This window comes from Aeribacillus sp. SP014 (assembly GCF_054055575.1).
Genome location: NZ_JBSRXI010000001.1, coordinates 2,001,375 through 2,025,655, shown reverse-complemented (window position 1 = coordinate 2,025,655; position 24,281 = coordinate 2,001,375). Strand labels below are relative to the sequence as shown.

The window sequence follows — 24,281 nt, the reverse complement described above, 5'->3', positions numbered from 1 at the left end:
TCAACCACTCTCCTCTTCCTGCTGTTTACGATTACGAATAGGTATCGTGATCACCGCGCATAGTCCATGCGGTGAAATATTGTGATACTGAAGGCCGTATTCTTCCCCATAAGCAATTTTCAAACGATTGTTTACATTGAAAATTCCGATTCGGTTACTTTCTTTATTGGTTGGAGGGTGTTTATTATCCAAAGTAAACGTTTTCAGTTCCTCGTTTAGCTTTTGCAACTTTTCTTCCGGAATACCTGGTCCATTATCGGAAATGCTGATGACAATGTGCTTGTTTTCATTGATTTTGCCTTCAATTCGAATCATTCCTTTATCAGTTAAATTTTTGAACCCATGGATGAAACAGTTTTCAACGATCGGTTGGAGAACAAATTTGATGATTTTGTATTCTAGAATTTGTGGATCGATTTGTCGTTCACATTCTATAAAACCGTCAAATCGTATTAATTGAACATTTAGATAATTGTCCATGTGATCCAACTCGTCTTTGATTAATACTTCTTCAGTATCCTGCATCATATTGTACCGGAACATTTTCGATAACGACCTAGAAATTTGGGCAATTAGCGGAACATTATGAATAATGGCCAACGAATTAATTGTTTCCAATGCATTATGAAGAAAATGCGGATTGATTTGTGACTGCAATGCCTTGAATTTTGCTTGATTCGTTAATGAGATTAATTGATACTGAATCCTCGCTTGTTCCTTTAATTTTAACATGATTTTATGAAAGCTTATTTCAATATCCCATATTTCATCTCTGATCATTACATCTCGATCAAACGAGTGATTAAAATCCCCATTTTCTATCGCCTTGATTTCTTTTCTGAGAGAACGAATGGGGGAAGTCACATGTAATGAAATGAGTATAATTGAAAATATGCTGACCACAATGCTGCTGATAATGATATAAACCATTAATTTTTTGTTATTTTCATTTTTTTCTAATATTTTAGATACTTCAGTCACGCTAATTACAGAGAGATACGTCTCCGGATCATGGTTATAAATCACGAGCATATTTCGGCCACTTTCTTTGAACGTAAAATTCCCACTAACTTTGCCGTTGACAGATTCTTTGTTTTTCACTGTTTCAAGCAAACTATTATCATTTTTCCACGAGTTTGCAGAATAGACAATTTTCCCGTGGTCCGTGATTATCAGATCGGCAGGCACATTGAAGTCAACACCTTGAAGGAATTCCTGCAACAATCCTGATTCGATAATAGAAAACCCATGACTAGTGGATTCAACATTTTTTTTGAAAAGTGCTAAAGATCGATTCAGCTGCTTAATTATTTTCGTCTGAGACTCAACAGTATTGTTGTAAAATTTTGTTGTCCAAATTTGATATATTAATAGATCACATATAACGAGGGGAAAAATGGTGAGAATGAAATAAAGTACGATATATTTATATTTGATACTGAAGTACACGGAGCGCCCCCCTTTAAAGAATTTCAAATTTCTCTTTTTATGAATGTTTTTCATTTCCGTATTCATGGGAAGTGAATCGATATAGATTTTGAATCTTAAGATATCTTTTTCCCAGCCCGTTGCTTCGTATACCAGTGTTACTTTTAACTTTAAACATTTGGTCCATGAGCAATCAACAGGGAATATAAGAAATGTTGCTACATCCATCATATAAGATAGATTCAATAAGATATACAGTAAAAAAGCTATTAAACTTTCATTAAAAAAAGATAAGAACCACCATTAGAAAAAAATATATTTTCGTTTAATTTTACAATTGATATATCAAAATTCAATGAATTTTCGGTTTTAATTTATCGGTTGTCATATTCGTACCTTTATAAGATTACAACAAACAAGCTGCGTTGCAGACTGCTTATTTACTAATAAATGATAGCACCCCACTCATATGTATACAATTTATTATCATAATACTTAAACCATTAAGTCCATTTTCAAATTGAGGCTTTTGATCGTCCTTTTGGTAATATTTTTGATGAAAAATGTAGAGATCGCTTGTTGTTAAAGAGGAATGGAAGGAGAATGTAAAAACTAAAATAGAGTTTTTACATTGAAATTGAAAGAGAGCCGTGTAATATATTACAGGCTCTCTATTTTCTGACAACATCTGACACAAAATCAATTACTACTGTTTTTAAAATGTTTTTTGCGGATGTTCCATTTATTCATTTTTCGGTATAATGTGCTACGAGTTACACCAAGTATTTTCGCAGCTTCCGTCATATTTTTTGTTTCTTGGAGAACTTGCTCGATCATTTGTTTTTCCAAAGACTTTAGATTGCCAACTACATGAGATTGTTTTATTGTACTGGAGCTTTGGAAGTCTTCAGGCAAGTGCATAGGACAGATTTTCGTCTCATGAATTGCTAAAAGAAATGCCCTTTCCATCACGTTTTTCAGTTCACGAATGTTTCCTGGCCAATAATAGGACTGAAGCATTTGCAGTGCGGAATCGCATAACTCTAGTGGTCCTTTTCCATAATACTGATGAAACTGGCGCAAAAATTGTGCAGATAAATAAGGGATATCTTCTAATCGGTGTCTAAGCGGAGGAATCTGAATAGTAAATACATTTAATCGATAATACAGGTCCGAACGGAAAGAACCTTGGTAAGCAATCTCCTCTTTTAGATTGCGGTTTGTTGCAGCAATGACCCTTACATTAACTGGGCGTTCTTTATAGTCACCTATGCGAACGACTTTTCGCTCCTCCAATACTCTAAGAAGGCTTACTTGCAATTCTAATGGCATCTCTCCGATTTCATCAAGAAACAATGTGCCCCCGTTGGCAGCTTCAAACTTCCCGACGCTTCCCCCCTTTTTTGAACCAGTAAATGCTCCTTCCACATATCCAAATAACTCACTGGCAATCAGTTCTCTTGGAATAGCACCGGCATTCAAAGCAATAAACGGTCCATTTCGGCGAGGGCTTTGCTCATGAATCGTTCTTGCCAAAACTTCTTTACCAGTTCCTGTTTCCCCAAATATCAATACATTGGCGTCAAATTGTGAAGAGATCGAAGCAATGCGGAGCTCTTTTTGAAAGGCCGGATTGTAAGTTGCTATTTTTCCAAATTGGTATTTTTCATTTGACTGCTGAATAGCTTGTCCTGATCTTTTCTTTATAAAAATCAAAAAAGCGTTGTACGGCATTCTCATTTTCCTTTTCATTACTTCATAACCAATATCCAATAGGTTCGCTTCATCGAAAAGATCACCGGATTTAGCTTTCGTTATTTCAAAAGCATGGGGATTCACGTATAGTATCTTATCATTTTGGTCAACGGCGATAATTCCATCAGATACCTCTTTCCCTATTTCTTCGACTAAACCTTTCCATATATCTTCTTCATCTACAGAATCAAAAAGCGTATTTGTTAAAAGCGGTCTAGCAAAAATTTGTTTTTCCGAGCTCCAAACAATCTCAAACTGTCCATTTTCCTTTGCTTTTCCAATCCTCATTTCTCTTGACACATGATGATTAGATTCTATTTTAATTTTTCCACTCGGTGATGAAAACTCTTTCTCATATAAATATTTTGTGATTTTTTTTCTTTCTGTAGATTGTAAATGACATATCGCGTCTAATACTATTTGAACCCCTATATAAGTACTGCACATAACCGAGGAAATAACAGTATCCAACCCATATTTTTCTTTCATGCCTTTTACAAGTAAATCGTTTTCAGGAATATCTAATGACTGGAAATAACTAAAACAACTGTAATGACCAGCTGCATATTTTGGCTCCATTGCTTGTATCTCCAGCTCTGTTGTAATTGGGCTGATAATAGGCATTTCCTCAGGATTGAATCCTAATTCATAATACATTTTATAAAAAGGTAATATACTTTCCCCGACAAGCGTAGACAATATTGCATTGGAAGAATAATGTTTAATCTCTTCCAAATAAGTCGAGAACTCTTTATGCCCTAATGGAACATATTTTTCCCCAATCACTTTCCCGTCCAATTCATATAACATCTCTCTAATTTGTTGATTCGTATATCTAGGATAAACATAATCGTTTCCAATTAGGTAAACTTTTTTGCCAAATTGTTCAATCGTAAATTTAAGCAGTGAGGTGATTTGTTGATTGGGAATTTCTCCAACATAGAAAACATTTGGATGAATCTCCTGTCCTTCATAAAGCGCCGGATATATTAAAAGGCAATCGTATTGTTCAAGAACAGGTAAAATAGCTTTCCTGCATGCGGACGTATAGCATCCTACAAAAACTTTTATCCCTGAACGCGCCATATCTAATGCTTGTCTATAGCTTTCAATTGGATCGGAACGAATGTCTCTTGCTTCAAAGGTAAAGGTAATATTTGATTTACTGTTGTCTTTTTGGAATTTTTCAAGAGCATACACAGCTGCTCGATATTGGCCAATTTCTGTCAAGGAAGTGATGCCCGTTAATGAAAATAAAAAACCTATGCAAATATTCATATAAATCCCTCTTTTGTATCAATTTGCGACAATGTATAAAAATTAAACATGCCTATTTCACTTTAATCTTATTATAAAATTCATAACATTTCAAATATTTCATCAACAATAATGTCGCAAAAGTGAAACCCTCCCTTTCCCTCCTATACTAAAAATAAAGCATTTATAAATTTGGCATATTTCTTGCAGTAAATATAAGCGAGAAAGCTGGAAACAAAACAATAGGCTACGTTTCCAGCTTTACATTCAATTATAGAAAGGAGTAATGAAAAATGAGACATGGGGATATCTCAAGCAGCCATGACACAGTTGGTATAGCAGTGGTCAATTACAAAATGCCTCGTCTTCACACAAAGAACGAGGTATTAGATAACTGTCGCAAAATAGCAGACATGATTGTAGGAATCAAAAAGGGACTTCCTGGTATGGACTTAATCGTTTTTCCAGAGTACAGCACTCATGGAATTATGTATGATGAACAAGAAATGTACGATACTGCCTCTTCCATTCCTGGAGAAGAGACTGCAATATTTGCCCAAGCATGTCGTGCTGCTAACACTTGGGGGGTATTTTCTTTAACAGGTGAAAGACATGAAGATCATCCCAATAAAGCTCCTTATAACACCTTGATTTTAATGAACAATAAAGGAGAAATTGTACAAAAATATCGAAAAATTATTCCTTGGTGTCCAATTGAAGCGTGGTATCCAGGAGACACAACATATGTAGTAGAAGGACCAAAAGGAATAAAAATAAGCTTAATTGTCTGCGACGATGGGAACTATCCGGAAATTTGGCGTGATTGCGCCATGAAAGGCGCTGAACTTATTGTGAGATGCCAAGGCTATATGTATCCTTCAAAAGAACAGCAAATCATTATGGCAAAGGCTATGGCATGGGCAAATAATACGTATGTAGCTGTTGCGAATGCATCTGGATTCGACGGCGTCTATTCTTACTTTGGCCATTCAGCTATTGTTGGTTTTGATGGCCGTACATTAGGGGAATGCGGAACAGAAGAAAACGGAATCCAATACGCGGAACTGTCGATTTCGCAAATCCGTGATTTCCGCAAAAATTCGCAATCACAAAACCACTTATTTAAACTGCTTCACCGTGGGTATACCGGTTTAATTCAATCGGGAGATGACAGCCGCGGTTTAGCAGAGTGTCCATTTGATTTTTACCGCACCTGGGTGCTTGATGCAGAGAAGGCTCGTGAAAATGTAGAAAAGATTACACGCTCTACAGTGGGAACTGTGGAATGTCCGATAGAAGGAATCCCTCATGAAGAAATTGAGAAAACAACTGGAAAATGATCTTGATAAGAAGAAGAGGTCAGGTTCTAGGACTTGACCTCCTGATCGCTAATCAGGAGATGATGCTATGACATTTATAACATCTAAATTAAAGGATTTAAATGAGAATCGCCAGCAAAATTCTATATCATCTGATAACCATTCAGAAACTTTTAATTCTTCTTCTCCCTTAGTGACCCGATTTCGTTTTGAAGTCAACGAAGTAATTCAACACATACGTTCAAAAATTTGGGGACAAGATGAAGTGTTAGAAGGTATAGAAGAAATGTTAAATATAATTTGGACGGATATTACAGAAGAAAACCGCCCTTTGTATGTAGCCTTATTTCTTGGGCCTACAGGGGTTGGAAAAACAGAAATCGTTCGCGTACTTAGTGAAGCTATTTACGGAAATGCGGAGGCTTTTTGCCGTATTGACATGAATACACTAACCCAGGAACACTATGCTGCGGCACTAACTGGTGCACCTCCAGGATATGTAGGAAGCAAAGAGGGGAACTCCTTATTTCAAAAGGAAAAAATTGAAGGATCCTACAGTAAACCTGGAATTGTTCTTTTTGACGAACTGGAGAAAGCAAATGACCAAGTGATTTATTCCCTGCTTAATGTAATGGATAACGGCATACTAGTCATGACATCTGGAGAGAAGGTTATTCATTTTCGTAATGCCATGATCTTTATGACAAGCAATATTGGGGCAAAAGAAATTATTAGTTATGCAAATAAAAGTTTAAAATATAGATTACGTAAACTGCTTTGGTTTTTAAGCCCTTCCAATTTTGGAAAAACAGAACAAGATTTTCTCCGCTCTATAGTTTTTTCCCAATTAGAAAAACGATTTAGTCCTGAGTTTATCAAACAGATTCGATGATATTTTTGTCTTTCAGTGGCTAAAACAAGATGCGCTGGAACATATTCTTGATCTCAACATTCAAGTTATTAACCGAAGAATAAAAAAATACAACTGCACACTTCAGCTCGAAGGATCTGCTCGTAAATTTTTGATTAAAAAAGGATTTGATCAGCGATATGGCGCGAGATTTTTAAAACGCGCTATTCGAAAATATATAGAAGTTCCTTTAGCTGCAAAAATCAGCAAGAGATTACATCAAGATCACCCAACCAAATTTATTGCAAAAATTAAGGACGGCAATCTCATCCTCTTTGAAACAGCACAAGAAAAGTGATAATTATTTCACTGTTTAGGGTAAGAGCATGGATAAAGTCGGTCTAATGTTTGTTGGTGCAGCATTATTTATCAATGGTTTAATGCTATTGGGAAAAGTCGATCAAAAAAGTGCGATAGTGTTTAACTTATTTATTGGATCGATAAAAGTTATGACACCATTTGATCTCATTTTTACATCTACAGGAGATTCATGGATGATCTTAAACGCATCCGGCATTTTTCTTTTTGGTTTAACTTATTTATATGTAGGAATTTCGAATTTAAAAAACTTTAACTCTTCAGGTTTAGGTTGGTACTCTCTATCGGTAGCAATTCTTGCTTTAGGATACAGCATATAAACTTTATTAAACTGCAAGATATAAAATTCGGTATTATTTGGCTTCTGTGTGGACATTATTTTACTTGCTGCTTGCACAAAAAAAGAACATTGCTATCTTTACTGGGTGGGGCGCGTTTATTCAAGCATGGATTACAGCAACTATTCCCCCCTTTCTTCTTCTCAATAACCAATGGGAGTTCGTAGGATAAAAAACTGCTTTCGTAGTAACTATTTTAACAATTCTAGCTTTTATCGCTATCTATATTCACAAAACCTACTTCTGTCAAAATAGACAGCATTTCAACAAAATCTTAATTATAGAGCTCGGATCACCTATTGATTTTTTCTATACTTTAGCATTTGATTATTTTCTTTTGTATTAAAATAAGACTTGTAAAACAGCATGAAGACGAATATTTAATTGGCTTGAACAATTTGAACAATAAAAATCAACCCACACAAAGGGTTTATTTCGATGATAATGAAAAATTTAGATTCCTGATTTTGAAAAGCAATTTTATGCCTTTCTACATAAAAATACCTTAATTCTCAATTATCTTATTCTTTAATATTTTGAACATACAATGAATGATAAAGCGAAAGCATAATCTTCAACATATTCCATCAACTTGTTTGAGCATGAATCCCTTTATCGTCACATAGTCTTTCAGATGTAAATGTTTTATTAATGCTCGGGCATTTACTGCATTTAATCAATTCAAGGCACCCAATCCGTACTTGTCAGAACCATTTCATTCGAATAAAATTGAGAAAAGGAGATTTTTAAAAGGAGTAAAAAAATGGAACAAAAACTCGACTTAATTTTAGAAAAAGTGATGTCTATTGACAATGATCTTAAAAATGTGCATGATCGACTGGATTATATCGGGACGCGATTGGACCAGGTAGATGATCGATTAAATCGGGTCGAAAATCGGTTGGATCGAGTAGGAGAGCGATTAGATCAAGTAGAAACACGCTTAAATTATGTTGAAGAGCGATTGAATCGGATTGAACAGGAACAAAAATCAATTAAACAAGCTGTAATGGAAACAAACGAAGAAATGAAAAACCTCCAAGAAAGCTTCAAATCTGTTTACGAAATTATTGGCGAACATGACGTTTCCATCCGTACGTTACGAAAAAAAATTATGTAACCTACAACCACCTCAAAAAGTGATAACCTCACTTCTTTTTTTAACCCTGTGCTATTTCCTGGAAATACCATACACAATGCAAAAATTTTTTCCCATTTTATTCAAAGAACCTGTATTTAAACTTTTATTCTGACCTTTGAAAATAAATAAAAAAACATGCCCAATCATACAGTTCTCTATTTGGCATATTGTGCTAATGAATAACTTAGGATTGCTAAGGCTGATGAGCACGAGCAATTCAAAGCCGCCTCATCTTGATGTCTTCTCCATTTTTTTTACTAAAAGGATGTAAAAAATATTGAATACAATAAACTACTAATCTAAACTGATAGTTGATGAGGTAGAAAGACTTCCCTATGTTTCACTGGAGTTGATTTGATGATTGCTACTATGTATAAACGGAGAATGAAAGCAGCATTTGCTCTATCTTCTATAGTTATGCTCATTGGTATTTCTGTTTTTTTCATCGATCGACCAGATTCTTTACAAAATTGGTTAAATCTTTCTTCAATAGGTATTGTAGGTCTTTTTTTGTTTTTTACCGGAGTTTCAAACCAGATTAAATATAACAAGGTGAAAGATATTCAAATTCATGAGTCAAAAGCTTCCCTCCTTGAGTTGGATCATCTAGTTTTAAAAAAAGATCTTGGTTTTTTTCCTCGTCTCCTACTGTTTGAAAAAAGCGGCCATTTTGTTGGAACGATTAAGCCAATCCGTATTCCTTTTATTTTTTACCCAATGAGCCTGCTGCTTCGTGATTCACTGATCATGGCGCTTCCGATTACTTATGGTATTTTTTCGAATAAAGGAAATGTGCTGTTTACCTTTAAGAGAAAAGGAATGAAAAAGTCGATTGTAACTGTAAAGAATGTACATGGCCGAAAACTGGGAGAATATGTACAAGAGGATTGGAAAAGTCTAGTCAACATAAAAGGTGAGCTGAGAGATGCTGATGATAAGCTGATTCTCCCTGTTAAGGTTAAGGCCTTTTCTGGTGATTTTACATTAACAGATTCCGAAGGTCGGCAGTGGGCCCGTTTCTACAATGGATATTTCCCTCATGAATATACGAATATTTTTCGTGATGTGTACAATGATATCGTTGAGCTCTCTGACAACTTGTCGAAACATCATAAAATGCTTTTAATTGCAATGATTGGCTTTTTATTTTTGCAGCGCAACCAATAGTCTAGTGTTGTTTTGGAAGTTTTCCCGCTACCACTTTACGATTTCCAAATTAACAAAAAAACTTTTTAAAATAGATCCAGTGAACTGCACGAGCTTACTAGTTGATGTGTGTAATAATAAATCCATGCAGGAAAAGATGCTCCTGCATGGATTTTTGTACTGAATATCGTCCTTACAACGAAATTTTTTTAGGGGGGTAAACGCATTATCACTTCCGGAGTGTCGAATTTATTTTTTTAGCTGTATCAAAGAACATGTCAGATGTTTGATACAGTCTTTTAATCTATCAAAAGAGTTTTTATGGACAGTCAAGTTATTTCGTTAATGCAGGTTCATTTTGTGCACTTTCCTCTTTTTTTGGCATTTGGCGGACTCCAAATGCAACACGTTTAATGTTAAACAAGTGATTGACTGTAACATTGTCAGATGTAACGTTGTTGCCAATAGCACCGCAGCCAAGAGTCAAGGACGGTTTTACGTTCACTGTAGCGCCAATAGCGCCAAATGTTGTACCGGCATTTACAATGATACGTCCTGCTGGTTTATCGATTGTGTAAGTTTCGATTACTTTTTCATCCTCAGCGTGAATTCCGACTGTGTGACCAAGACCGCCTGCATCAAGAAGTTTTTGGGCAAGCTCGCTTGCTGCTTGCATATCTTTCACTGTATAAAATGCTAGAGTTGGAGATAGTTTTTCAATTGAGAATGGATATTCTTTCCCAACTCCTGTTTCTTCTGCAACGATCACTTTCGCCTCGGACGGAACTTCAATACCTGCCATTTCAGCAATCACTTGAGGTGACTTTCCTACAATTTTTGCATTCAGTCCACCGTTTACGAGAATGATGGATTCTACTTTTCGTTTTTCTTCTTCATTCAAGAAATAAGCGCCTTGTTTTGTCATCTCTGCAACAACTTTCTCTTTAATCGACTCATCCACTAAAAGAGCTTGTTCAGAAGCACAAATTGTTCCATAGTCAAAAGTTTTGCTTTCAATAATAAGTTCAACAGCTTTTTCGATATTGGCACTTTCATGAATGTATACAGGTACGTTTCCAGGACCTACTCCGTATGCTGGTTTTCCGGAGCTGTAAGCAGCTCTTACCAATCCAGGACCGCCTGTGGCAAGGATGACATCAGTTAATTTATGTTTCATCAGCTCGTTTGTTGCTGCCAATGTTGGTTTGGTAATGCAAAAAATCAAACCTTTTGGTGCTCCGGCACGCTCTGCTGCTTCTTGCATAATTCTTGCCGCTTCCGTTGTACATTTTGCAGCAGCTGGGTGAGGGCTGAAAATAATCGCATTTCCTGCTTTAACTGCGATCAATGATTTAAAAATGACTGTTGAGGTAGGATTTGTAGATGGAACAATTCCTGCAACGATCCCTACAGGTTGAGCAACTTCCCATACGCGGTTTTCTTCATCGCGACGAATAATCCCGACTGTTTTCACATCCTTGATAGAATTGTAAACATCATTCGCAGCGAACAGATTTTTTACTGTTTTATCAGGAACATTCCCGAAGCCAGTCTCTTCTACTGCCATAGCAGCCAATCGCTCAGCTTCTTCCCTTGCCGCTTTAACCATGCTTTCAACAATATGATCAATCTCGCTCTGAGTCATCTTTGCCATTATTTTTTGAGCTGTTTTCGCTTCCTCAAGGTAATTTCTTACTTCTTGGATAGATTGTAAATCAATATCTCGCAACATCTTTGCTTCGCTCCCTTTCATAGTTTTCATTTAACTAGCAGATTCATATTGTCATGATCTCAAATGACACTATTTCAATTTTGTTCGCTTGAACAAGCATCATTTTTTGTGTTTCTGCCCTCACCTCCTCAAATGCTAGCAGTTTGACATCACTGATCCTTGTCATGAAATTCTCATACCACTTTATCGAACGACGATCTAATCTGATGTCGTCACCAATATGCAAAACTCCTTCTTCCAATACTTTCGCTTTTTGACAAAGAAGAAGCATTTCAACCGCTCAAAAATTGATAACGATTACAAAAAAGCGGTTTCATAAAACCTGAAAATTAGTTGAAGTTTATTTTTTATTTATTTAAATATCTAGAATAATCAATATAAGTAATTATAAATCGATAATTCTCGATATCTGAATCTATAAATATAATAAAACAAAATAAAAAGGGATTCAAGCCAAAAGCAACAATTAAAAAAATAGGCCTATAAATCCCTTGATAATAATTCATTCAATTTTTTGATGTTCTCTTCATCCCTTTTATAATATGTCCATTGCCCAACACGTTTTGCCTTTATCAATCCGGCATTTTGCAGCATCGATAAATAATGGGATACAGTAGATTGTGACAGTCCAACTTTTTTATGGATATCACTCACACATACTCCATCTTCATGTATATCACCGTGCTGCGGTTTGGGAAAGTGAGCTTCCGGATTCTTGAGCCATTGTACGATTTGCAGCCTCGTTTCATTTGACAAGGCTTTAAACACTTCTAAAAGTTCCATTGCTACCTCCAATTGACAATACTTATATTTCAAAACAACAGCGGAATAAAATTTGCATTAACAGACAATAAAAACACAAACAACGACAATCCTAAAACGGAGGTTGATCACTCTTGCATGGATAGATTAGCATATAACCAACAAATCTACAATACCTTGACGACTAGCTCTGATTGTTGACAGCGTGGCAGTGATCATTAGCCCCTAAAACGTAATAATTTTTTTATTAATTCAATAATACACGAAGCCCAGCCATAAAAGCAAAATCCAAGTCTTTTAGCAATAAACTGCTTTATTTTCTGTAAAGCCCTGATAATAAAATTACATGCAATTATAATCAACTTGATTCTTGAACAGTCAATCAGCCTCCTCAGCGCTTCATGTTCAAACACAACCTTATAAACATGTTTTCAGAGCAGCCAATCAAAGATGAACTGTTGAATCTTTGATCCGGATGATCGTAAAAACAAATTCATTGTTCCTTCTATAAGCGAAAGACAGCTATATTGAATGCGGACAAAATCCTTTTCAGACACACTTGCAGAGCGAAATTGTTTTTAGATTGTGGTGAAAGCGCGCTGAACACCATTGCATAATCAGGCGAATCATTGCATATAGTTCATGTTTGTTTTCATCATACACTTGATCACTATAGCATCCTTATCATCCAAGTAAGAGCTCCAAATATTCTCTTGTTTTTCCTAACTTTAAAACCAATAAATGATACGCCATAATTATTATACATCTTGATTCGTTTTTTCGAATCACACATGAAAGTTTTTTCACTGACGGCTTAAAAAATATCGATCCAAATTTTCGCTGCCGTCGCTAAAATTAAGACAGCTAAAATTACGCGGAGTACTTTTGTGCTCATTTTTTGTCCTGCTTTTGCACCTAAAGGAGATGCAATCAAACTTGCAATGACCATAATTATTGCAGGAATGAATTCAACTTGGCCCGTTGTGATTTTTGCAAATGTCGATCCGATTGAGGAAATAAACGTGATCGCTAATGAGGAGGCAATCGTCATTTTCGTTGGAATTTTTAGAACAGAAAGCATAATCGGCACTAATAGAAAAGCTCCTGCCGCTCCGACGATTCCTGATCCAATTCCGATCAAAAATGAAAGCGAAGCTGCCAGCCATTTATTGAAGCTCACCATGCCCAATGGAATATCATCAATCCCTTTATTTGGCACGAACATCATCAAAACAGCAAATGCTGCTAAAATGCCGTATACAAGATTAATGCTTCCTTCACTCATCATCCTAGAAACGTATCCGCCAATGAAACTTCCAATTAAAATACTGCTCCCCATATAAAAAATTAACGACTTATTTAAGTATCCACCTTTCCGATAGACTAAAACACCGCCAATCGTCGTAAAAAATACTTGGACGGCACTAATTCCCGATACTTCATGGGCGCTGAACTCGGCAAGCCCAAAAAGCGGGGGCAGGTAAAGAAGCATCGGATATTTAATAATGGAACCGCCAATCCCAACCATACCGGAAAGGAAGGAACCGATAAAGCCAATAAGAAACATTACGATAATAAAATTGAACGTTATTTCCATTGATATACTACTCCTTTGATGTTGTTAAAATCGGGGTGCGTATATGCACCCCGCTAGTAAGTGAATTATCCTTTTTAATTCGAAAATGACCGATCATGTTCTTCTTTTTCATCATCGTATGCCTATTGCTTGATGCCCAAGGCGATAAATGAATTTTCGTCCCAATGCAATGAACCATCGATTAATTCACAATAAGGAACAATTCAATATTGAGAAATTTCGCCTTTCATTTTCCAATTGCAAAATAGTTCGCATGTATACTATAAAAATGTTTTTTTGTTGTTTAAAGATTTTTTGTACCTTTATCATATATTTGTATATTGATAACCAACTGTTCAATCATTGTTCAAGCGATCCATTCCATTCTGACATACCGGGGACAATATTCCATACGTTTGAAAACCCTTTTTCTGCTAATTTCTGGGCTGCCAAACTACTGCGCGTTCCCGTGCGGCAGACGACATAAATGGTCTTATCTTGCGGGAGTTCCTTGATCCGTTCCTCCAATTCTCCAAGAGGAATTGACAAGGCACCAGGAATATGCCCAAATGCAAACTCTGCCGGTTCACGGACATCTAAAATGATAATTGACGGATCATTTATTTTGTCTGCTAATTCTTCATTGCGAATAACATGGGGGAATTTCGCTTCATTCTTTGCCTCGCTCTCACTTGCTCTACGAATATAGTGCTTTAATATCCCCTCTTCTTCAATTGTACCGAGATAGTGATGTCCAGTGCTTTCTGCCCATGCTTTCATATCCGCTTTCGATCCTTTGTCTGTTGCTTGTACCTCCAGTACTTGTCCAGGCTGCAACTTATGAATCGCTTTTTTCGCTTTGACAATCGGCATCGGACAAGACAATCCTTTAGCGTCTATTGTCATATCTACTTGAATCATGACTTTCTCCTCCTTAAATGGGAACTATTCTACAGGATCTTCTTATTTATGCATCAATTTCCGCAACTTTCCGATAGTTTTCGGCTCGTCTGCTTTTTCCTTCAAACAGCAGGCGAGAGTATTTTCTTTTTCTGTATCTAGTTCATTCTTAGAAACTTAAACAGTCAGGGCGTAATATTTATGGAACTAGAAATTTTCCTAAATCGACTTCTTCTAGTTCATGAACATCAATAACATTGAATGTTTTCCTTTTATGGAACAACGCCTCAAATTTCTTTAGCAGAATAGTTGTTTCATAGCAACCTTTATGACCAAGAGTTCATGCCGCCTTTTACATTGGTTACACGCTGAAATCCTAATTTCTTTAATAATTTGCTTGCTTTGGCGCTTCTCATTCCACTTTGACAAATCACAATGACTTCTTTATCTTTTGATAGTTCATGAACTCGTTTTGGAAGCTCGTGAAGCGGAATATTTTTAAAACCAGGAATATGATTCGTATGAAACTCAATAGGTGTGCGTACGTCAATGTAATGAACATCTTTTTTTCTTAATTCCTTCTTTAATTGCACTACAGATATGATTCGCACTCCTTTTATGGGCAGAAGCCGATTGACAACGAACCATATCACCAATAGAACTAGACCAATATTAATAATGGTTTGAACCATAGGCCCCACCTTAAATAAACAAATTGACATTTCCTTCAGAAGCATCTGCTAAATATGCAGCAACCCCTGCAAATTCGATGCCGTCTATTAATTCATCCTGTTGGAGTCCTAAAAGATCGACTGTCATTTGGCAAGCAACCAGCTTTATTCCTTGTTCCTTTGCCATATCGATTAATTGCGGCAGCGGCACAGCATTATGTTTTTTTATCACCCGCTTAATTAACCTCGCTCCTATTCCGCCAAAGTTCATCCGCGACAGTCCCATGCGGTCAGCACCACGCGGCATCATTTTCGCAAACATTTTTTCTAATAATCCTTTTTTCACCTGAACTGTTGAATCTTTACGCAATGCGTTAAGCCCCCAGAACGTATGAAAAATTGTAACCTCATGGTCATAGGCAGCAGCGCCGTTCGCGATAATATACGCTGCCATCGCCTTATCATAGTCACCGCTAAACAAGATGATCGTTGTTTTTTTCTTTTGCTCCGACACTTTGTTTCCACCTTCTTCCCAAAATACTCATAGGGGTATAAAGATAGCAAAAATTATCCCTTTTTGATCCAAAACGTAAAAACGCCATTTTCTTCTTTCATATTAACAACCGTATGTCCACTTGCCTTTGCCCAAGCGGTCAAATCGTTTTTGGAACCTTTATCCGTTGTATGCACCTCTAAAACTTGACCAGCTTCTAACTCATCAATTGCTTTTTTTGCTCTTACGACTGGCATTGGGCATGCAAAACCCTTTGCATCTAATACTTTATCTGCATTCATTGTCAATGACCTCCTTTAATATTACCATTACCCCTATATGTATATTAATAGGGATAAAAAAATCTGTCAACTTTTCAAAGAAAAGTTGACAAATTTTTAACGACTTTTTACCAACAGCTCTACAGCTTCTTTTACTAGGTGTTCCGTTTTTTCCCCATTTTCTAAGCTTTCACGGATACATTGCTCTAAATTGGAACTTACAATAACGGCAATAGTGCGATCAATAGCGTTTCGTGCAGCAGAAAGTTGAGAAATCACGCTTTTGCAGTCCTTTTCTTGTTCCATCATACCAATAATCCCTTTTACTTGTCCTTCAATTCGTTTTAGGCGGTTTTTGATTTCTTTGCTGTATTCCATTTGGCATTTCTCCTTTCTTTGCAAGGACAATCGGCCATTGAATAGCTCTTCACTTTAAAACCGCGGCTGCGCAAAAAGCGAATGCCTAAATTTTTTCCTACTTCATCACTTGCAATCACATGGATTGGTTTATCAGGAATTTCATAAACATGCCGTTTTAAATAAGCAAACGGTATGTGAAAGGAATTCGCAATGGGATAATGATTTGTTTTTTCGTTGTAATCACGAAGATCTAGAATCGTTAAAGAATTTATACTTTCATCGCGGTAGTCAACACACGGAACTCCTCTTACTGGATAATACCGCCGATAGACAGATATTGATAACAAAATAAATAAAGCCAAAAGCAGTATTCCTTCCAATTCTTCTTTCCACCTCATTCATTGTTTTTATTTATGAACAATTATATACATGTATAAGTATATAATCAACCGATTTATTTTTCTAAACAAATTTTTGGAACAGAGGCATTGTCTTTACTTGTTAGTTATCAATATAGCTTTCCGTTTACTTAATTTAAAAAATATTTGAGGAGGGAGAAAAAGGAGACTCGGCATGAATGACTCAAGTCTCCCTTTTTAATCATTATCGGACTGCGCAACGGTTTGGACCGATTTCCATCTCGCGTTGTTGCTCTTCATCTGGATGAAGCTTTCCCATATTTGTTTGCCGAATTTCCTGATAAGCATTCGGTTGCGGAGGCAAGTTTTCCGTCACCGTTTTTCGAAACTCTTCTTCGCTCGCGATATTGAGACCATGATTTTTTGCGTACAACATACCTAATGTAGTGCCAACACTACCATCGTCATTCATTTCACCCGGTACCATAAAATGTGCAGGCAAAACCAACAGGTCATCTGCTAATTGTTTATAGCGCTCATATAATGTCTTGCGCAAATCCCCCACCCAATCCTGCGCTTTTCCAGCCAAATCTGGACGACCGATCGAATCGATAAATAAAACATCTCCCGTTAGTAAATATTGGTCATCTATAATAAACGAAGTGCTGCCAATTGTATGTCCCGGTGAGTAAACAGCTTCGATCACTGCATGACCGACCTGAATGCGATCCTCATCTTGAATCGGTGCATAGGAAAAGGTCACTTCTGTCGCATCTTTTGGAGGCAAATAGTACGTCGCTCCCAATTGTTCAGCCAACTTGCGGCCGCCGGAAATATGGTCTGCGTGCAAATGGGTATCAATGACATATTTAATAGAAATCTCGCGTTCCTTCGCAAACTCAACGTATACATCTGTCATGCGATTTGTATCAATAAGCGCACCTTCTCCGTTTGATTCGATCAAATAGGACAGGCAGCCTTTCCCGAGACGGACAAATTGATAAATCGCACCGCCGTTTTTCAGCTCAGCGATTTTGACCGGTTGTAAATGCTCGCTCCACGCTTTCATACCGCCTTCAATGGAATAGACATGTGAAAAACCTGCTTGTTCAAGCTGTTCGGCAACAAATAGCGATGATCCTCCTTTTGCACAGACCACATAAATTTCGTTTTCTTTCTCTTTAGGCAATTGCTCAAGAAATGGATCCACACCGTCAAGAACTTCAAAATAAGGAATATTTACAACTTGTACGTTCTTTCCTTCTATTCTCCAATCAGCATACTCCTCTTGATTGCGTACATCGACTATAAACAAGTCTTCCCCGCGGATGATTTTGTTTGCAATTTCTTTTACCGTTATAGTTTTTACCCTCATATTCCCTTCTTCCTCCTATCGAATGTTGTAAATTTGGTTTAAACTAATCATTTTACACATACATGTATGGGTATTTATGGACTTAATATTACAAAACATTGCTCTAAAAGTCAACGCTTTTTATTTTTAGATGCAATTACTTCCTTCAGTCAGTTAGCCGTATTGTTCTATAAACGATAATGGAGGGATTGAAGATGTTTGCTTAAAATAAACGTATGATTCGAACGAGATTAGGAAGGTCGGAAAATTGAAACGATCAATGAAGAAGACACCGATTTTACATATTCGTAATAGAATTCAAGCTTATCCCTTTTTATAAATAGGAGAATTAGGTTTTGTCGCTATGATAGGGATTATCTCGTTTCCACCGCCATTGATGCAGCATCGTTTTGCCATAATGGCGAACGGACGAGTTGCTGCAATCATCAACGCAACTTTTTTAACAAGAATTTCCAGCTTAGGACTCTATACTTATATTTCAACCATTTTGGATAACTTAAAAGCACCCTCACGCTTGCATCTTATTGGTGGGCATGGGGCATTGGGGGCGTTATCGGGAGCTTTTCTGTTGGATATTTCATTGACCGGACGGCACGACCGAAAATGCTTATGGCCGGAATTATAGCCATAATGGCTTTAGCTATGATCTGCATACCATTTGCACTCTCTTTCCCGATGCGATCCTTTTTACCTTTTGTTCTATGGGGGGCGATGGGCTGGGCTTCGCAAGCCCCGCAACAACATGAACGGCTTCGTTACCAGCCTGAGCATGACGCTGCTGTTGTAGCTTTAAACAGTTCCGCTAATTATTTAGGAAGTGCAGTAGGTTCTTCTCTTGGAGGGATTGTATTGCTTGCAGGATTGGCGCCTTCCTCCCTTCCGTTTGCTGCCAGTTGTCTAGTTTTGGCGGCTTTACTAGTACAATGTTTGATTATGTTCAGTAAAAAAAAGTAAGCGCATATCAGAACTTAAGAAATAAACTTATCTATAAAAAACAATTCTTTCTATAATTCGTATACCGAGAAGCATGACGCACTCAGGCTCTCACAAAGCGATTGTTTGGCTCGCGATGCTTGAAAACTCATAAATGGTATAACGAGAATCATATAATTATCATTTTCTCTAGAAAAATATAAATTCAAACAAACAGGGTGCCGCTATCGGCTTAACCAGAATAAATATGATACGTGAATTTATTGGCAGGCGGAACCTGAATCTCATCGTTCCACGAAATATATTGAGGAACTTATCGTGTTTTTGGGAAAGGTATTAATAACTGTTCATTTTGTTCGCCTGCAAGATTTCGGTTACGTCTCTTATCATGTTTTGATTTAGTTGCGAAAAAACAATTTTTCTTATGTCTATTTAAACCATCCCCTTTCTTTAGATTGTTTAATCGCTTCGATCCGGTTCGTTACCTCAAGCTTATCCAAAATCGTTGAAATATAGTTTCGGACCGTTCCGGTTTTTAGTTTCAGTTCGTCCGCGATTTTTTTTGTGTTTTTTCCATCGGCAACGAGTTCTAATATTTCCTTCTCCCTTTCCGTGAGAGGATTTTCTTCACTGTAAACATCATCCATCAGCTCGGGTGCATAGATTCGCCGGCCTCCCATGATGCTGCGGATCGAGCTTGCCAGCTCCTCGCTGGGGCTGTCTTTCAATAAATAGCCGCTGACACGAGCTTTTAAAGCCCGTTGGAAATAACCAGTACGGGCAAACGTTGTTAAAATGATCACTTTACATTCCAGGTCTTTCAGCTCTTCAGCTGCCTCGAGGCCACTTTTTTTGGGCATTTCGATATCCATGATGCAAACATCAGGCTGATATTGCTTCACAAGTGAAACAGCTTCTTCTCCGTTGCTCGCCTTCCCCACCACTTCCATATCCTCTTCCAAATTAAGCAAAGTCCCTAAAGCGCCCAGCATCATACGCTGGTCTTCAGCTATGACGATTCGAATCATGATTTGAGTCCCTCCTTAACGGTCTGTTTTACTACATTAGGTATTTTCATGATTAATGTAGTCCCTTTTTCCGAGCAAATTTCCAGACTGCCGTTCACAAACTCCAGACGTTCTTTAATTCCGATCAGTCCGTTTCCTTTCGCAAGATCCCGTTCCTCCTCCATGCCGATTCCGTCGTCTTGCACCGTAATACATATTTCGTTCCAAGATTGCTGAATGGCAATCCGGCAAGTAAACGCCTTACTATGTTTTACGACATTTGTTACTGCTTCCTTCAAACACATACTTAAAATGTTCTCAATAAACGGGGATACGTTTGATAGTGTGAATTCTTCTTCATTACTTACCAACTTGATTTCAGCAGCTTGGAGTAGTTGTTTTATATGTATGATTTCCTCTTTCAATCGAACCCCGCGCATTTGTGAAACTATTTTCCTTACTTCATTCAATGCAGTTCTGGCCGTTTGCTGAACGTCTTTTAATTCGCTGCGGGCTTGTTCAGGGTCTTTGTAAATTAATTTTCTAGCCAAATCGCTTTTTAGACCGATAAGGGACAGCTTCTGGCCTAACGCATCATGAAGATCGCGGGCAATTCGCTGACGCTCCTCCTGTTTCACGAGCTCGGAAATTCTTTTGTTGGCATCTTGGAGCTGTTCTTCGAGCTGCCCTTGCTTTTTTCGATTATAAATGTTGAATGGAAGAAGGATGACGCTAATCCAAATGATGATGACAAATGGCAATTGCTTTAAGAATAACTTTTCCTGTAGAACCACGTTATAGTTGATCGAGATGGTCGTTGCAGCTAAGTGAATGATGTACAATATTAAAAAAGCAATGCGGTTTTTGATATGACCGTTATAGTAAGCAATATAAAAAGCAAAATAGATAAATTGGAAAAGGATCGTCATCGTGATAGAAATCCCAATTAAAATTGATGTCCACAAGTAGACAGGCCACTTCTTTGAAATAAAAGCTAAACGATATACAAAGAAAAATATAAGTGTCAGCACGATCCCTGCAATGATTTCCTTAGTGGAGGAAGATTGAAAAATAAAATAAAACGGCAATATGCTAAAAACGCTCCATATATAAGGAGTAATTCCCGAGAATTTCTCTAAGATCATATACTTTTTTTGCATGGTCAAATCCTCTAAAAATTTGTTTTACATGTTATCTTATCATAAAAAGGTACACTGCGTCTTGAAAACTTTGCCCAATTTTCTAAAAATTTTACAATTCAGATTCAATATGGACTTTCGACTTTTTTTCCTTCTTTTTCGATAAGTCTTTAAACCCGACAAACTTTTTCGCTTGCTCATCCCATAAGCGGAATTGGAGAGATTTTAAGCTTGTCGCTAGAGTGATGGTTGGTACATTCTGTAAAAGATACGTTTGATTGTGTGCCTCTTCCAGCTTATAATTAGGTATCCTTGGGCTCAAATGATGGACGTGGTGAAAACCGATATTTCCAGTAAGCCATTGCAGAGGTTTTGGAAGCTTATAGTATGAACTCCCTTCAACAGCTGCTTTCACATACTCCCAGTTTTCATCTTCTTCAAAATAAGAATCTTCAAATGTGTGCTGTACGTAAAAAAGCCAAATGCCTAAAGAGCCTGAAATGAAAAAGATTGTGCCTTGAATGATAAGAAACGGCTCCCATCCGATCGTCCAACCAAGCAGCCCAACTAAGGCAACGATTGATATGTTTGTTATATATGTGTTGATGCGTTCCTTTAACCTCGCATTTTTTCTGTTAAACCGATTTTTAATAAGGAAAACGTAAATCGGTCCTAGCCCAAACATCACGAACGGATTTCGATATATCCTGTAGGCGAATTTAGTTAAAGGCGGTGCTGACAAATATTCATCAACTGTCAAAACCCATATATCCCCTGTTCCGCGCTTATCTAAATTTGAGCTGGTTGCGTGGTGGACTGAATGGTTGTGCTGCCATTTGCTGTACGGAAACAACGTTAAAATACCAGCTATTGTTCCAAAAATTTTATTGGCAAGGCGGTTTTTAAAAAAGGAATAGTGACAGCAATCATGGAAAATGATAAAAAGTCGAACTAAAAATCCAGCTGCGATCATGCAAATAGCGAAAGTAAGAACATAAGAAATGGATAAGCTTTGATAAGCTAAAAACCATAACAGAAAAAACGGCACAGTCGTATTGACCAACTGCCAAACACTATTCATCGTGTTAGGTTTTTCATAAGGAGCCATTTGCTTTCTTAATTTTTTTTGCATTTGTTTCATCATGTTTCGATTCCCTTCTTTATTTGATATTTCTAATCATAAATGAGGGAAATCGATCTGTGTAGTCATATATGTCATATTCAAAATATGATAAATGTCATATATCGTTTTCTATCATATTCGCTTTTGCTGACGGACATGCACACTTGGGAATGAATATTTCTTAACAAAATGCATATTTTCTCAAAGCTTAATGCAGTGAGGGAGACAACGTGCAAAAGATGAAAAGAAAAAGATAACGGCATTTGCGGAATTTTGTGGATCATCAAAAAATATTTTCTGGGGAGATTTTTTCATTTAGTATTGAATTTGGATAAAGGTGTGGAGTTTTCTTGTATTTTTTCGATATTACTCTGTTAGCTTACTGGCGATTTTTTCGTAGCTCTAACCACCAAACTCATCCATTCATTTCTTTGCAGTTTTAGTGTCTTTTTCCCTTTTATTAAGAAAGAGAACTTTTTCAAATCGCAAAAAGCTGAAACTTGAGCTTGGCCTCTTTGTTAGACTTCTCCATACGCAAACGGCACAATCAACCTCGAACAAAATTCTCATCTGCTTCCCTGTTTCTTTTCGTCTATTTAACCCCTGTATAACTTTGCTTCGTTTATAACGATTTTTTTTAAAGGCTGTCACAAACGACAGCCTTGTCCATTTTTTTATTTTGCTATTTTTTGAGGATGATCTGGCAATTCATTGACTGAAACAACTTGGTCTGTTTTCTTTTTCGGTTTTTTCCAATACTTTTCGTTGCCAGGCAGATCATCAAACCATGTTGCATCATCAGGGCAATCAAGCACCATAAATTGTCCATAATTGCCATCTCTAGATTGGTGATATTTCAAATACGCTTTTCCGTTTTCGATAGCTAAAATCTCGATTTTCCCAGAGGTATGGCTCATTGACAGGCGGACGCGCTTGCCTAGTCCTGATGTTCTTGCTTTTGCTTGTTCAACGATATCGTAAACTTCTTTCAATGTTAATACAAAGTCACTGTTGCCAGCAACAGGTCGATTCACAAAGAAATAATAAGGTGTTACTCCCGCCCATGATAACTTATCTAATAATTCGCCTAAAACAACAGGATCGTCATTAATTCCTTTTAATACTGGAGTTTGGTTGACCACTATTGCTCCGGCGTCATGGAGCGCTTCAAAAGCTTTTTTTGCTTCTTTTGTAATTTCTCTCGGATGGTTGACGTGAGCCATAATGTAGATTCGTTTTTCAGGAGAGGAAAACTCTCTAATGAGTTGGAGTAAAGATTCATCTTCATAAATTCTCATAGGGTTAAAGACAGGCATTTTGGAGCCGATGCGGATAATTTTTACATGCTCGATTTCTCGTAAGCTTTCAATGATCATGCGCAATTTTTTCGTAGCAAGGATTAAAGGATCCCCTCCAGTTAGAAGAACATTGTTGATTTCAGGAGTTTTGCGAATATAGTCAATACCAGGCTGTACGTCTGCCATCGCTTCTTTTACATCACTTCTAAATAATCTTTTTCGAAAGCAATAGCGGCAATATGCTCCGCAAACCTCAGAAACTAGCAGCAATGCTGTTGTTTTGTACTTATGCTGGCAGCCAGGAACGACATAGTTTGTATCTTCATCTGATGCGTCCCACCTCCCATACTCTCGCATTTCTCCTTCATTTGGAATAACTAATTTTCTGATAGGGTCGTTTGGATCATTCCAGTCGATCAAGCTTAAATAATAATCATTGACCCGAAACACATATTTTTCTGTGATCGGCTTCAGCTTTTCCCGTTCCTCTTTTGGGATTTGTTCAATTTTGTCGATGTTTGTTATATATTTTGGCATCGCCACATGTATCACTCCCCCATCATTAGTTAACAGTTCTATGATAACATATAGTAACAAATTATTTAGCAATATGTCCAAAACGTTCATTATTTTTTTGCAAAATTCGATAATATTTTTTCA

At 37.1% G+C, this 24,281-nt stretch carries 25 protein-coding genes; 9 read left to right on the top strand and 16 right to left on the bottom strand.

Annotation, left to right across the window (positions count from 1 at the left end):
- A complete protein-coding gene (locus tag ACVIJU_RS09895; RefSeq protein ID WP_456687528.1) occupies positions 1-1,449 on the bottom strand; it encodes a sensor histidine kinase in 1,449 nt (482 codons plus the stop codon).
- 678 nt (positions 1,450-2,127) lie between these two features.
- Positions 2,128-4,461, bottom strand: a complete 2,334-nt coding sequence (locus ACVIJU_RS09890; protein ID WP_456687527.1) for a transporter substrate-binding protein — start codon at positions 4,459-4,461, stop codon at positions 2,128-2,130.
- A 272-nt stretch (positions 4,462-4,733) separates the two neighbouring features.
- On the opposite strand from ACVIJU_RS09890, the gene ACVIJU_RS09885 reads away from it, so the two are divergent.
- The 7 genes from ACVIJU_RS09885 to ACVIJU_RS09855 all read left to right on the top strand — a co-directional run bounded on the left by ACVIJU_RS09885 (position 4,734) and on the right by ACVIJU_RS09855 (position 9,633).
- Positions 4,734-5,780, top strand: a complete 1,047-nt coding sequence (locus ACVIJU_RS09885) for an aliphatic amidase (RefSeq protein WP_063389505.1) — start codon at positions 4,734-4,736, stop codon at positions 5,778-5,780.
- 67 nt (positions 5,781-5,847) lie between these two features.
- The gene (locus ACVIJU_RS09880) at positions 5,848-6,651 is read left to right on the top strand and encodes an ATP-dependent Clp protease ATP-binding subunit (RefSeq protein ID WP_456687526.1); all 804 of its coding nucleotides are present in this window, start codon (positions 5,848-5,850) and stop codon (positions 6,649-6,651) included.
- The gene (locus tag ACVIJU_RS09875; RefSeq protein WP_456687935.1) at positions 6,626-6,967 is read left to right on the top strand and encodes a hypothetical protein; all 342 of its coding nucleotides are present in this window, start codon (positions 6,626-6,628) and stop codon (positions 6,965-6,967) included. The genes ACVIJU_RS09880 and ACVIJU_RS09875 overlap by 26 nt, the downstream gene beginning before the upstream one ends.
- Positions 6,968-6,995: 28 nt before the next feature.
- Positions 6,996-7,307, top strand: a complete 312-nt coding sequence (locus ACVIJU_RS09870) for an AmiS/UreI family transporter (protein ID WP_456687525.1) — start codon at positions 6,996-6,998, stop codon at positions 7,305-7,307.
- Positions 7,308-7,353: 46 nt separating this feature from the next.
- Positions 7,354-7,497, top strand: a complete 144-nt coding sequence (locus tag ACVIJU_RS09865; RefSeq protein WP_268753493.1) for an AmiS/UreI family transporter — start codon at positions 7,354-7,356, stop codon at positions 7,495-7,497.
- A 591-nt stretch (positions 7,498-8,088) separates the two neighbouring features.
- Positions 8,089-8,445 carry a coiled-coil domain-containing protein gene (locus ACVIJU_RS09860; RefSeq protein WP_063389508.1) on the top strand — a complete coding sequence of 119 codons (357 nt, stop codon included), beginning with the start codon at positions 8,089-8,091 and terminating at the stop codon, positions 8,443-8,445.
- Between the two features lie 378 nt (positions 8,446-8,823).
- A complete protein-coding gene (locus ACVIJU_RS09855; RefSeq protein ID WP_063389509.1) occupies positions 8,824-9,633 on the top strand; it encodes a hypothetical protein in 810 nt (269 codons plus the stop codon).
- A gap of 313 nt (positions 9,634-9,946) precedes the next feature.
- On the opposite strand, the gene ACVIJU_RS09850 is transcribed toward ACVIJU_RS09855, so the two are convergent.
- The 10 genes from ACVIJU_RS09850 to ACVIJU_RS09805 all read right to left on the bottom strand — a co-directional run bounded on the left by ACVIJU_RS09850 (position 9,947) and on the right by ACVIJU_RS09805 (position 18,121).
- On the bottom strand, positions 9,947-11,344 hold the full coding sequence (locus ACVIJU_RS09850; RefSeq protein WP_456687524.1) for an acetaldehyde dehydrogenase (acetylating): 1,398 nt from the start codon (positions 11,342-11,344) through the stop codon (positions 9,947-9,949).
- 480 nt (positions 11,345-11,824) lie between these two features.
- The gene (locus ACVIJU_RS09845) at positions 11,825-12,127 is read right to left on the bottom strand and encodes an ArsR/SmtB family transcription factor (protein WP_063389511.1); all 303 of its coding nucleotides are present in this window, start codon (positions 12,125-12,127) and stop codon (positions 11,825-11,827) included.
- Between the two features lie 793 nt (positions 12,128-12,920).
- A complete protein-coding gene (locus ACVIJU_RS09840; RefSeq protein ID WP_066246726.1) occupies positions 12,921-13,703 on the bottom strand; it encodes a sulfite exporter TauE/SafE family protein in 783 nt (260 codons plus the stop codon).
- Between the two features lie 339 nt (positions 13,704-14,042).
- Positions 14,043-14,603, bottom strand: coding sequence for a sulfurtransferase TusA family protein (locus tag ACVIJU_RS09835; RefSeq protein WP_130156591.1), 561 nt, complete (start codon positions 14,601-14,603; stop codon positions 14,043-14,045).
- Between the two features lie 305 nt (positions 14,604-14,908).
- A complete protein-coding gene (locus ACVIJU_RS09830; protein ID WP_456687523.1) occupies positions 14,909-15,274 on the bottom strand; it encodes a rhodanese-like domain-containing protein in 366 nt (121 codons plus the stop codon).
- 10 nt (positions 15,275-15,284) lie between these two features.
- Positions 15,285-15,767 carry a DsrE/DsrF/DrsH-like family protein gene (locus tag ACVIJU_RS09825; protein ID WP_456687522.1) on the bottom strand — a complete coding sequence of 161 codons (483 nt, stop codon included), beginning with the start codon at positions 15,765-15,767 and terminating at the stop codon, positions 15,285-15,287.
- 53 nt (positions 15,768-15,820) lie between these two features.
- Positions 15,821-16,048, bottom strand: coding sequence for a sulfurtransferase TusA family protein (locus tag ACVIJU_RS09820; protein ID WP_066246718.1), 228 nt, complete (start codon positions 16,046-16,048; stop codon positions 15,821-15,823).
- Positions 16,049-16,144: 96 nt separating this feature from the next.
- Positions 16,145-16,405 carry a metal-sensitive transcriptional regulator gene (locus ACVIJU_RS09815; protein WP_063389517.1) on the bottom strand — a complete coding sequence of 87 codons (261 nt, stop codon included), beginning with the start codon at positions 16,403-16,405 and terminating at the stop codon, positions 16,145-16,147.
- Complete coding sequence (locus ACVIJU_RS09810; RefSeq protein WP_240326745.1) at positions 16,372-16,767, bottom strand: rhodanese-like domain-containing protein; 396 nt, start codon at positions 16,765-16,767, stop codon at positions 16,372-16,374. Before ACVIJU_RS09810 ends, ACVIJU_RS09815 begins: the two co-directional genes overlap by 34 nt.
- Before the next feature lie 223 nt (positions 16,768-16,990).
- Positions 16,991-18,121, bottom strand: a complete 1,131-nt coding sequence (locus tag ACVIJU_RS09805; protein WP_327873935.1) for an MBL fold metallo-hydrolase — start codon at positions 18,119-18,121, stop codon at positions 16,991-16,993.
- Positions 18,122-18,464: 343 nt separating this feature from the next.
- Here ACVIJU_RS09805 and ACVIJU_RS09800 point away from each other — a divergent pair, with 343 nt between their 5' ends.
- The gene (locus tag ACVIJU_RS09800) at positions 18,465-18,746 is read left to right on the top strand and encodes a hypothetical protein (RefSeq protein WP_456687521.1); all 282 of its coding nucleotides are present in this window, start codon (positions 18,465-18,467) and stop codon (positions 18,744-18,746) included.
- An 86-nt stretch (positions 18,747-18,832) separates the two neighbouring features.
- Entirely contained in the window at positions 18,833-19,075 is a 243-nt protein-coding gene (locus ACVIJU_RS09795) for a hypothetical protein (protein WP_456687520.1), read from the top strand.
- Positions 19,076-19,482: 407 nt separating this feature from the next.
- Here the strand turns inward: ACVIJU_RS09795 and ACVIJU_RS09790 are convergent, their stop codons facing one another.
- From ACVIJU_RS09790 to ACVIJU_RS09775, 4 genes are all read right to left on the bottom strand, one after another.
- Positions 19,483-20,082: a response regulator gene (locus ACVIJU_RS09790; protein ID WP_456687519.1), complete on the bottom strand. Its 600-nt coding sequence runs from the start codon at positions 20,080-20,082 to the stop codon at positions 19,483-19,485.
- The gene (locus ACVIJU_RS09785) at positions 20,079-21,221 is read right to left on the bottom strand and encodes a sensor histidine kinase (RefSeq protein WP_063389522.1); all 1,143 of its coding nucleotides are present in this window, start codon (positions 21,219-21,221) and stop codon (positions 20,079-20,081) included. The genes ACVIJU_RS09790 and ACVIJU_RS09785 overlap by 4 nt, the downstream gene beginning before the upstream one ends.
- 91 nt (positions 21,222-21,312) lie before the next feature.
- Entirely contained in the window at positions 21,313-22,344 is a 1,032-nt protein-coding gene (gene desA, locus ACVIJU_RS09780; protein WP_456687518.1) for a Delta(5) desaturase DesA, read from the bottom strand.
- Between the two features lie 653 nt (positions 22,345-22,997).
- Entirely contained in the window at positions 22,998-24,164 is a 1,167-nt protein-coding gene (locus ACVIJU_RS09775; RefSeq protein ID WP_063389524.1) for a KamA family radical SAM protein, read from the bottom strand.
- Positions 24,165-24,281 lie beyond the last annotated feature (117 nt).